Source organism: Spirosoma daeguense (assembly GCF_054776875.1).
Genome location: NZ_BAAHBF010000006.1, coordinates 6,270 through 18,661 on the forward strand (window position 1 = coordinate 6,270; position 12,392 = coordinate 18,661).

Annotated in this window: 4 protein-coding genes, 1 other RNA gene and 1 pseudogene; 5 read left to right on the forward strand and 1 reads right to left on the reverse strand. The window is 47.8% G+C overall.

Going from position 1 to position 12,392, the window contains the following annotated elements:
- Positions 1–41: 41 nt before the first annotated feature.
- Both ACYVD4_RS19435 and ACYVD4_RS19440 read left to right on the forward strand, forming a co-directional pair.
- Positions 42–6,026 (forward strand): Ig-like domain-containing protein, encoded by a 5,985-nt coding sequence (locus tag ACYVD4_RS19435; protein WP_460948625.1) that lies wholly within the window; start codon positions 42–44, stop codon positions 6,024–6,026.
- Positions 6,027–6,391: 365 nt separating this feature from the next.
- Positions 6,392–6,553: pseudogene (locus ACYVD4_RS19440) on the forward strand (integrase core domain-containing protein); the annotation flags it as partial.
- A 258-nt stretch (positions 6,554–6,811) separates the two neighbouring features.
- On the opposite strand, the gene ssrA reads toward ACYVD4_RS19440, so the two are convergent.
- Positions 6,812–7,185, reverse strand: a transfer-messenger RNA (tmRNA) gene (gene ssrA, locus ACYVD4_RS19445).
- 184 nt (positions 7,186–7,369) lie between these two features.
- Here ssrA and ACYVD4_RS19450 point away from each other — a divergent pair.
- The 3 genes from ACYVD4_RS19450 to ACYVD4_RS19460 all read left to right on the forward strand — a co-directional run bounded on the left by ACYVD4_RS19450 (position 7,370) and on the right by ACYVD4_RS19460 (position 12,361).
- Positions 7,370–8,011 carry a hypothetical protein gene (locus ACYVD4_RS19450; protein WP_460948626.1) on the forward strand — a complete coding sequence of 214 codons (642 nt, stop codon included), beginning with the start codon at positions 7,370–7,372 and terminating at the stop codon, positions 8,009–8,011.
- Between the two features lie 463 nt (positions 8,012–8,474).
- A complete protein-coding gene (locus ACYVD4_RS19455) occupies positions 8,475–11,372 on the forward strand; it encodes a PQQ-dependent sugar dehydrogenase (protein WP_460948627.1) in 2,898 nt (965 codons plus the stop codon).
- A gap of 32 nt (positions 11,373–11,404) precedes the next feature.
- Positions 11,405–12,361, forward strand: a complete 957-nt coding sequence (locus tag ACYVD4_RS19460; protein ID WP_460948628.1) for a sugar phosphate isomerase/epimerase family protein — start codon at positions 11,405–11,407, stop codon at positions 12,359–12,361.
- The last annotated feature ends 31 nt before the right edge of the window (positions 12,362–12,392 follow it).

Consider the following 12,392-nt stretch of genomic DNA (forward strand, 5'->3'; position numbering starts at 1 on the left):
ACCAGCCCAAGATTGTCGCCATCAGTCTGACTAACTCAGCGGTGAGCACCTTTCTAACGCCGGCTCCCATCAATGGTGCTACTACGTCCACCCTGTCGGGTATTGCTATCGACAATGCGAGCGGCTTTCTCTATTATTTTATGAATGATGGTGCGGCCACCGCCACACTGGATGAGCTACGACGGACACCCTTAAGTGGCGCTTCAGAAACTACACTGACCAGTAACGTAGCAGCTTCACCGGGAGCGATGGTCGTTGATCAGGCCAACAACCGCATTCTGGCTATTGATGTACGGAACAACCAGCCCAAGATTGTCGCCATCAGTCTGACTAACTCAGCGGTGAGCACCTTTCTAACGCCGGCTCCCATCAATGGTGCCACTACGTCCACCCTGTCGGGTATCGCTATTGCTGGTCCTTCACCTACCACAGTCACGTCAATTAACCGCATCGATGCTAACCCCACCAACTTGAGCAGCGTTACCTATAATGTGGTATTTGCCGCGAGTGTGACAGGGCTGAGTCCCAGTAATTTCTCGCTAACACCAAGCGGTATTAATGGGGCTGTTGTCAGCAATGTGTCAGGCTCAGGCACTTCCTACACAGTAACGGTAAATACGGGAAGCGGTAGTGGCTCACTAACGCTGAATCTTGCTAATAGTACAGGTATTTCGCCAAACGTTTCTAATATACCCTTTACCGGACAGGCCTTTACCATCGATAAAACAGCTCCTACTGTAACTAGCGTAAACGTACCAGCGAATGGCCTATACCGGGCAAGTCAAACGCTCAGCTTTACAGTTAATTTTACTGAGAATGTAAGTGTAACAGGCACTCCCCAGCTGGGTCTGACTATCGGCTCAACTGGTCGCCAAGCGACTTATACGGGAGGCAGTGGCTCCTCGTCCCTGACGTTCACGTATACCATACAGGCTGGCGAACTCGATACTGATGGCATTGTGCTAAACGCTCTTTCGCTCAATAGCGGCACGATTCGTGATGCGGTTGGCAATAACGCAACGCTCACCCTAAATGGCGTAGGTTCAACAGCTGGTGTACTTGTAGACGCAATAATCCCGACCGTGTCCAGCGTCGGCGTACCTCCTAACGGCAACTATCGATCAGGGCAAGCGCTCAGTTTTGTAGTTAATTTTACTGAGAATGTAACTGTAACAGGCACTCCGCAATTAGGTCTGACTATCGGCTCAACCAATCGCCAGGCCAATTATGTGGTAGGTTCTGGCACTTCAGCCCTGACCTTCGCCTATACAGTGCAACCTGGTGAACTCGATACTGATGGGATTTCTCTAAACACTCTTTCGGTCAACGACGGTACGATTCGTGATGCAGCCGGCAATAATGCTACGCTCACTTTGAACAGTATAGGCTCAACAGCTAACGTTCGCGTAGACGCGGTGCCCCCAACGGTCAGCATTAGTTCCTCAGCAATTACCAATGGCGCTACCACTTCTACCAGTCCTCTTCCCTTTACGCTCACCTTCTCCGAAAGTGTGACAGGTTTAGCTTCCAATGAAATCAGCGTAACTAACGCTACACTTTCGGATTTCTCTGGCAGTGGCAGTATTTATACCTTTACTGTCGTTCCATCAGCGAGTGGGCAGGTGACTATTAACGTAGTAACTAACGTAGCGGAAGATGTGGCCGGAAATGGGAATTCAGCATCTAATACGTATAGCTTTACGTATCAGGCTGCCCCTACCATTACCAACTTTGTAGCTACCAATCCAACTATCTGCGCTGGACAGGTCGTAGGCTTTACCGCCACATTGGGTAATGTGGGAAGTGGCTATACCTACACGCTGTCTGATGGTACGAATGCAATTTCGGGCAATGGTACGGGAACGAGTTTTAGTCAATCATTGACAGTCAACACCTCAGGCCCTCGTACCTTCACGTTGGCTATCACCAGCAATGGACAGTCGAATCAGGCCTCTACTTTGGTAACGGTCAGTACGCCACCAACCAACGCTAGCCTGACTGGAGGCATCCTTAGCTGTAGCCAACCTAGCGTGACCATCTCAGCCACCGCCGACGGAGCCAGCAGCTACAGCTTCAGCACAGGGGCTAGCCAGATCGGTAGCACTAACCAGGCGGTTGTAAGTCAGGTTGGAACCTACACAGTCATCATTAGCAATGCGCAGGGATGTACTGTTGCCCAAACTACCACCATTACGTCAAATACTGCCGCCCCTGTAGTGACCCTTTCGGCTAGTGGTACATTGACATGTACGCAGAACAGTGTGACGCTAACGGCTGATGGGGGTAACAGTTATGTCTTCAATGGACCGAGCGTGTTAAGCCAGACTGGCAATCAGGCAATCGTAAATATAGGCGGCCTTTACTCGGTAACTGCCACAGGCCCCAACGGCTGCACAGCTACCCAAACGACAACTGTATTTGCCAACACTGCCGTTACGCCAATCAACCTGACCGCCAGTAATCCCCTGAGTTGTCTTAATTCCAGTGTGACACTAACGGCTACCAGTGGCTTTACCAGTTACAGCTTTAGCACGGGAGCGACTCAGCAAGGTAGTTCAAATAGTAATACGGCTACTGTAAATACACCTGGAACGTATTCGGTGACGGCGACCAATGCATCGGGTTGTCAATCGACGACCAACGTAACGGTTACAGGTAGTACGACTTCTAGTCCAATCTCTCTGAACGCTAGCGGTACGTTAAGTTGCTCAAACCCAAGTGTTACGTTGACGGCTACAGCTGGCTTTACCAGTTACAGCTTTAGCACGGGAGCGACTCAGCAAGGTAGTTCAAATAGTAATACGGCTACTGTTAACACGGCCGGAACGTATTCGGTGACGGCTATCAATGCATCGGGTTGTCAATCGACGACCAACATTACAGTGATGGGAAGCACGACGGCTACGTCCGTTACCTTGACAGCCAGTGGGCCCCTAAGTTGTTCGGTTTCCACAGCCACTTTGACAGCGACACCTGGTTTTTCTAGTTACATTTTCAGTAGTGGTGCGACTCAACAAGGTGGTTCAACATCCAATATAGCCACGGTTAGTACGACAGGTATATACTCAGTAACGGCTGTCAATGCATCGGGCTGTCAATCAATTACTACCGTAACGGTAGGGGGCAGCACCACGGCTACACCTGTGAATTTAATCTCTAATGGTACGTTAAGCTGTTCGAATCCAAGTGTTACGTTGACGGCCACAGCTGGCTTTACCAGCTACGTATTCAGCGCAGGAGCTACTCAGCAAGGTAGTTCTTTGAGCAATACAGCTACCGTTACTACTGCCGGTTTCTATTCAGTAACAGCCGTCAACGCATCGGGTTGTCAATCAACCACCAACGTAACGGTAGTTGGGAGTACAACGGCCACTCCGGTCAATCTCAATGCCAGTGGTACGTTAAGCTGTTCAAATCCTAGTGTTACCTTAACGGCTACATCTGGCTTTACCAGTTATAGTTTTAGCACGGGTGCGACTCAGCAAGGTAGTTCGTCAGCGAATACGGCCACTGTTAATTTGGCTGGAATCTATTCCGTATCAGCAATTAACGCATCAGGCTGTTTGTCTACTACCAGCGTTACTGTAGCAGGAAGCACGACGGCTACGCCCGTTACGTTAACCACTAGTGGTACTTTGAGTTGCTCAAACTCAAGCGTTACCTTAACGGCTACGTCCGGTTTCACAAGCTACGCATTTAGCAGTGGCGCAACCCAACAAGGTAACGGTGCTACCAACACGGCTACTGTAACTACTTCAGGCACATACTCGGTGACAGCGACCAATGCATCGGGTTGTCAATCGACGACCAACGTAACGGTTACAGGTAGTACGACTTCTAGTCCAATCTCTCTGAACGCTAGCGGTACGTTAAGTTGCTCAAACCCAAGTGTTACGTTGACGGCTACAGCTGGCTTCACCAGTTACAGCTTTAGCACGGGAGCGACTCAGCAAGGTAGTTCAAATAGTAATACGGCTACTGTTAACACGGCCGGAACGTATTCGGTGACGGCTATCAATGCATCGGGTTGTCAATCGACGACCAACATTACAGTGATGGGAAGCACGACGGCTACGTCCGTTACCTTGACAGCCAGTGGGCCCCTAAGTTGTTCGGTTTCCACAGCCACTTTGACAGCGACGCCTGGTTTCACTAGTTATATCTTTAGTAGTGGTGCGATTCAGCAAGGTAGTTCAGCTGCGAATACAGCCACGGTTAGTACAACAGGCATTTATTCTGTTACGGCTGTCAATGCATCGGGCTGCAGGTCCTTTGCTAGTGTAACAGTTGGCTACCAGAACTGCAACCCGACGAGCAATTTTGCGATCACAAATGTGACCCTGTTGAGTTGTAGTCCAGTTGCTCCAAACCGACGATCCATTAGCTTCACCCCGGTTTATAGTGGACTCACAGGGCAGCCAATCAGTTTCTCGATAGTTAATGAACTCGCGCCAACCACGCAGACCGGCCCTTATCAGTTGAACCTGTATACGGATAATCCGGTGATTGTGTTGAAAGCAACTCAGCAGGGTACGCCCGGTGAAGTTACCTTCAACTATAGCTGGCTGACCGCTTGTATGGGCATGACAGCCCCAAATACCCCCCCGTCTGTGGTTGTACCAATTCCAGCCCAGTCTGCTACGGTTAATCAGACCTTTAGTCTGGAGATTCCCGCTGGTACGTTCACCGATGCGGAAACCCCCAGCAGCTTAACCTATTCAGTGATAGGGCTGCCCCCTGGTATTGGTTTCTATGCACCAAACTTTATTTCAGGTACACCCTCAACTTCAATAGGTACACCCTTCTCGGTGACGGTTATTGCAACTGATCCGGGCGGTTTGGCGGCTAGAACAATCTTCCAGTTTACGGTTAGTCCGGCCAGTACGACGGCTACGTTTGGTATCACAGGGGTCAATTTAGTCAATTGTACTACGTTAAGTCCTAATCGGCGGTCGATCAGCTTTAATCCGGTTTATAGTGGCGCAACGGGTCAGCCCATCACGTTCTCGGTGGTCAATGAACTGTTCCCAACTACAGCAGCGGGTCCTTATCAGCTTAATCTATACACCGACAATCCGGTTATTATCTTGAAGGCTATCCAGCAGAATACGCCTGGTGAAGTTTCCTTTAGCTATAACTGGCTAACCGCTTGCAATGGAACACCGTCGACAAATACTCCACCTACGGTAGCTAATCCGATCGGGGCTCAATCCGCTACGATTAATCAAGGGTACAGTTTTACGATTCCAGGCAATACGTTCGCTGATACAGAAACACCTTCCAGCCTCGTGCTATCGGTCAGTGGTCTACCTGCCGGACTCGGGTTTACTCCACCCGCCACGATCTCAGGAACTCCGTCAACATCAATAGGTTCACCCTATTCGGTTACAGTGACGGCAACCGATCCCGGAGGTTTATCTGCCAGAACTAGTTTTTCTCTGGTAGTCAACCCTCCGGGTTCTACGACCAGCCCGGGAGGTAGTTTCGCCATCACAGGAGCTACGTTGGTAAGCTGTACTTCGTTAAGCCCAAATCGTAAATCCATTCGTTTTACACCTGTATATAGTGGTCTAAATGGTCAGCCAATCAGCTTCTCGGTGGTCAATGAACTCTTGCCAACTACATCATCAGGGCCCTATCAGTTAGACCTGTATACGGATAATCCGGTAATTTTGCTAAAGGCAACCCAACAGGGTACTAGCAGCGAAGCTACGTTTAACTACAACTGGTTGAATGCATGCTCCGCAATGGGCCGACAGGGGGTATCTGAGCTTCCGCTACAAGTTGTTGTGCTGGGCAATCCGGTGATTAATGAACAGGTAGAGGTGTTGGTCAAAGGTGCACAGCGAAACACGTTGACGCTTCGCCTTGTCAATGTACAGAATCGGCCGTTGCATGAACAGACAATTGAGCAGGCAGGTACTGAGGAACGGGTTAACGTACGGGTTGGCTCTGTAAGTGGTATTTATCTGCTGGAAGTACAAATTCCTGGTCAGCGTCAGGTGATTAAAATCGTTAAGCCCTAGTAGGCTAGAATTAATAAAGCAGCAGGGCACTATAAAGAATATTGCCCTGCTGCTTTATTAATTCATCTAAGTTGTATGTCACAAGTTTGTTTTTGCTGGCTTATGCTCTCGAAACAGACTTGTGACATACAACTTAGATTAATTACTTACAAAACTGCCTCCCATCGCTACTACTTCTGACATCAGTTTATTTAGATTAACTTACTTAACTGAGTAGGGTATTTTGCCATAAAAATCACCTATTAACTAGGTTTACAGTTATTTTGTGAAGCTCATCCACCGAATTTATGCGGTGGTGGCAAGGGGAAAGAAATAGTATAAAACTTATCTCTCAGTTCTTGCATAGAACATAGAAATCGGAGCGATCATTTAATGGTAGTTTTCGGGACGAGTGCCTGAACGCTCACTGGTTCTTATCGTTGGAAGATACCTGAGAAAAAACCGAGCATTGGCGTCAGGAGTATAATTCATTTCGGCCACACAGTTTACTCAGCGGACTGACGCCGGAATGGGCGCTGAAAGAGTAACAAATGAACATCCGATCCTCTATCGTTGAGCGGTCCAGTATTTAGGAGACCATCACCAGGCTCCATACTCCACTACCCACTGCTTCGCTAAATCGTTGTCGTCTGGCTTCGATAAAAAAAGTTGTTTGAAAGGATACTGACTGTCTTCTTTAGTGGGCATTTTCAATGTTTTATACGTATTTCTTTGCCATTTTTTTGCCATTTTTGAGGCTAGGACAAACAAAAGCCCTGTAAATACTTGATTTACAGGGCTTTTTCGGGTGGAGACGGAGGGATTTGAACCCTCGTCCAGTCCAGGAAACCGACGTGCTTTCTACATGCTTAGGTACCCTTAAGATTGTCGGGAATCGGCCCGGTGTGTACCAAACCAAACCTCATCCGTAGGTGCTTGTGTCTTACTCGGCCGTTAACACCATAAACCGAGCCAGCGCTGCGAGTCGGTGCCTCCTGATCCAGCCAGCAGCACGTAGGCCGGGGAGACAATGGCTATTGCTTAATCCTCCGGATTAGGCAGCCATGGCGTAGTTATACTCGCCAGTTATTGTTTTGACGTTTTGTTTGGACAGGAAATTTCGCCAACTCCCGACATGCTTACACGCGACCTCAACAAGCTGTCAATTCCGGTCGTCCCCAGGTTGACAAGCCCGCCGACACTGCTGTCGTGGGCGTGTGTATTCTGCTAACCACCGTTAAAGCTGTTTAGTTCGCTCATAACGATGTATACAATACAAAATACAGTACCGACAAGCTAAACTTATTCAAACAGAATTAGTTATGCGAGCAACGACCCGTTCTACTAAATCACGTTAAAATCCTATGACCTTTACCCCTTTTGAAACTAACCTTTATCAATGTCTGGCACCTTTTTTTGCTAGGCATCAGTTTACATGGCTCCCCGAAAAAAAACAATTCCGCCGTAAGACTGCAATCGGCTTCGAAAATGTTATGCTTTCGCCCGTTTTTCACGGCAACGAAACAATGCTGGATGTTCATGTTGGTTGCCGTAATGAACAGGTCGAACAAATTGCCCAGCAGTTTCTAAATAACATGCTGGAATTACGTCCCGAAGCCAATACATTACTTGTATCAGTCGGCAAATTCACCGGATTTCAGTTTGTACGCTACGTAGTACATTCAGGTGATGAATTGCGGACCATTTGCGAACAAATTGAAGATTTTTTTACAAAAGCAGGCTTTGATTTTTTAACAACGTCGTGTTCACTATCAACACTCGATCGGCTATTTAATGAACAGCCTTCATTCCCTTGCCAGTACGTTTATAACCAAACTCATCGCTGTTATAAAGGATTGATAACAGCCCGATTAAATCATAATGCTCATTTCGATGGCCTTGTCGATAGTTACCGACATATACTGTTTCATCAAACCCAAAATCCATATGAGCAAGTACATTTTGAACGGTTGATTGCCTATTTACGCCACTATTCAGCCAATTGATTTCTAGTTATTTCTCTACTGCTGCTTTCTTCGCTTTTAAAGCCCATTCGGCTGGGTCTCAATCCTTTTTTCAAGTTCTGACGTAGTATCACGCCATTCCTGACGAATAAACTCACTCAACTCCCTGAAAATCCAATTCTGTTTAATACGTATCATATCAGTACGTAGTAGATCATCGAATAAAATCTTTATTGTCGAGAACATTAGTCAAAATTGTGGCATCAAGCATTTATTGAACTTACTGAATCTGTTTGGCCATGCGACATCGGACTATTGTTCAAAAACGTAGTTAAGTCTAGCCTTTATTCACGTAGATTTAATCTTTCAAAATTTTGTACTATTTAGAAATAAGTTTACTATTGTACAAAAATGATACAATAGGAATAGCTGCCTGACTAACTACGTAGCAAGTTTCAGAAAATAGCCTATTGTCCCTCCTTAACCTCTTCAGTAATTTGTTTTTATGAGAACGCAACCGTTCCAATACGGGCATTTTTTACGTCCGTTACGTTACATCGTCCGAACTGGTGTGGCAGTCGGGCTAATGGCATTTATAAGTCAGGAAGGGCCTCAAAAACCCGATGAAAGTCGCTTCACGCCGGTAGTTGTTGCCGAAGATTTGGACGAACCTATGGCGTTTGAAGTACTAAAAGATGGAACTGCCTATATCGTTGAACGTAAAGGAGCTTTTAAGAAATACGACCCCGTCACAAAAACGGTCGACTTGATTGGCACAATTCCAGTCAACACCAAATACGTCAGTGCAGAAGGCGTATCTCGCGAGGCAGAAGAAGGTTTAATGGGACTTTCGCTAGACCCAAATTTTGATAAAAATCACTGGGTATATCTGTATTACGCTCATCCAACCGAAAAGAAACATCTGTTGACTCGCTGGCTTCTACAGAACGACAAGCTGGTTCCGAACTCCGAAAAAGTAATGCTCGAAGTAGGTACTCAACGGGAAGTTTGCTGCCATACGGGCGGTGGTATGGTTTGGGATCGCGCGGGTAATCTGTATCTGACCGTTGGAAATAATACGGGTAATCAGCAGGCTGCTCAGACCGACGAGCGCCCCGGACGTAGCAGTTGGGATGATCAGGGACATGCCGGTAACACGAACGATCTTCGGGGAAAAATACTACGTATCCATCCTGAATCCGACGGTACGTATACTATTCCTGAAGGAAATCTTTTCCCGAAGGGTACGGCAAAAACCCGCCCCGAAATTTATAGTATGGGGCACCGGAATCCGTGGCGTATTTCGATAGACAGTAAAACGGGGTATATCTATTGGGGCGAAGTTGGCCCCGATGCCAACGAAGACTCGGAAATTGGCCCACGCGGTTATGACGAACTAAATCAGGCGCGTAAACCCGGCAATTTTGGCTGGCCTTGGTTTGTCGGAAACGATCAGGCGTTCCCCGTTTTCGACTATGCTACCAACAAACCGCTGGAGAAGAAAGACCCGAAAAAAACCATCAACTCCTCCCCCAATAACACGGGTTTAACCGAGCTTCCTCCTGTTGCAAATTCGTTTATTTATTATCCATACGGAGTTTCAGAAGCGTTTCCGCTTGTGGGTTCAGGGGCACGTAGCGCTACGGGTGGCCCAGTTTATCATCGGTCTGATTTTAAAGACCCTAAACGCCCCTGGCCAGCGTATTACGAAAACAAATGGATTGCAACTGATTTTTCACGGGGCTGGATCATGGCCATCACTATGAACGAACAGGGCGACTACGTATCGATGGAGCGGGTACTGCCAAGCTACCATCCTGTTGAACCAATCGATATGAAATTTGGTCCCGATGGCGATATGTACATTCTGGAATATGGTAGCAACTGGTTCAGAAAAAGCGATAATTCGCGGTTGGTACGTATCGAATACAATGGTGGGAACCGCAAACCGGTTGTTCAGGCATCTGCCAGTACAACCGGCGGTACGGTGCCTTTTCAGGCTACATTATCCGCTGATGGCACGAAAGATTTCGATGGAGATGCGCTCAAATACCAGTGGAAAATTTCTTCGGCAGGAGTTGCCCCGCGTGTGTTTAATACGGCAAATCCGAACGTATCGTTTGCCAAACCCGGCGTTTATACCGCTACGCTCACTGTTACCGATCCAAAGGGGGCCAGCAATAGCAAATCAATACGTATCGTGGCTGGAAATGAGCCTCCTAAAGTCGACATCAATCTGGCGAGCAATAAGACGTTTTTCTTCCCCAATCAGCCCATTCAATACGCTGTTCAGGTAGCAGATAAAGAAGATGGAACGCTGGCAACCGGCAAAATTGTCCCCGCTCGGGTGGCTATGAGTATAGACTATACATCTGAAGGGTTCGATTATGCGGAAGTTACACAGGGGCAACGTAGCGTCGATGCATCTACACAATATGCTGTGGCTCAGGCTCTCATTACGCAAAGTGATTGCAAAGTCTGCCATCAGGTTTCGACCAAATCAGTGGGGCCATCGTTTGTCGATATTGCCGGAAAATACAAAGGCGATGCAGGTATTATGGACAAACTTGTTAAGAAAGTTAGAAATGGCGGAGTAGGTGTTTGGGGCGACGTAGCAATGCCTGCCCACCCAGCTATGCCGGTAGCTGATGCTAACACAATTATTAATTACATTCTGCACGTTACAGATAAAACATACAGCACATTACCTACTGATGGTACGTACACGCCAAAAATCCCAGAAGGCGATAATGGTCGTGGTTCCGTCATTATTCGGGCTGCTTATACCGACCGGGGCAATTCGGCCAGTGACGTAAAAAATATTCCAACCCAAACGTCTGAACAACGTATCATTCTCCGTAGTCCACAGTTGAATGCATCTGATGCCCCAATTGTGAAAGAAGCAGAATTGAAAGGACAGGGTATGGGCCGGGGTATCAACGTAATACCACGTGCCAACGGCTACATCGCTTTTAAGCAAATTGACCTGACCGGAATCAAACAGCTTGAAGTGGCAGCATCGGCACAAAAACGGGATGGCAGCGTAGGCGGCACCATTGAAATCCGGCTGGATTCACCAACGGGCGAGTTAATTGGCGAAACCAACGTAGCAGTCACCGAACGCCGGATGGGGGGCGCTCCTGCTACAGCTACAGCCATTCAAAATGCAGGGGGCGTAACAAGTGCTCCAAATGCTACGTCGAGTACAGCCGCTGCTACGTCGGCACCAGCCAGTCAAACAACGGCTGCCTTTACGTTTCGTGGCCCCGGTCCGATTCGTACTGACCTTAAGGCGACCAATGGTGTTCATGACATCTACTTTGTCTTTAAAAACGATAAAGCCCGTAACATCGAACCGTTGTTATCGCTATCGACCATTACGTTCAACGACGTAAAAAAATAACCATTCATCCAACTAGTAAACCTAAAACACACATGGTATCCAGACGAGAATTTATCAGAAAATCGGGGCTTTTCACGATAGGCGGTTTAGCAGCTTCTTATGCCGGAGCTACTGACCTGTTCGCTCCTACTGCGGCCCGTCCGGTTGGTCTTCAGTTATTTACACTTTTCAAACAGATGAACGAAGACCCAAAAGGTACGCTGGAAAAAGTAGCGGCTATTGGGTATAAGGAAATAGAATCGGCTTTCAGCCTTCGGGGTGGCTACTACGGTTACAAACCCAAAGAATTTAAACAACTGGTTGAAGGATTGGGCATGCATTGGCGGGCGCATCACGCCATGGGAGCACCATTTCGCCCTCGTCCCACAACGCCAGCCGCTCAACCGGGCAGTCCTGCACCGGCCAGTGCGCAGCGTCCCAGCATGGATTTCAGCAAAATGCCCCCCATGATGAGCCTTCGCGATAATTACCAGCAGTTGGTCGATGACGCGGGCGAAGGAGGACTTACGTATCTGGTTTGCGCCAGTACGCCCGTCGCTACACTCGATGAAATCAACAAATCGATTGAGGTATTTCAGAAGACGGGCGAAGCCTGCAAGAAGGCTAAAATTGATTTTGCGTATCATAACCATGCTACCGAATTCGATCCTGTCGACGGCGGCAAAACGCCTTACGAGCTTATTTTGTCGCAAACCGATAAAGATCTGGTGAAGATGGAACTGGATCTGGCCTGGGCTACTAAAGCAGGTAAAGACCCGGTTGCGTTGTTTAAAGAACACCCCGGCCGTTTCCCGCTCTGGCATACCAAAGACATTAAGCAGGACCTGAAAACGCTTACCGAAGTGGGCAATGGTGTTGTTGATTTCAAAAAGGCTTTCTCGGCCGCCGACATTGCTGGCCTGAAATATTTCTTCGTAGAACAGGACATGGTTCCTTCTATCGACAGTGTACAGACCAGCTACCAGAATCTGACAAAAATGCTGTCTTAAACGGATTTACTACGTAGCAAAGCGATGATTA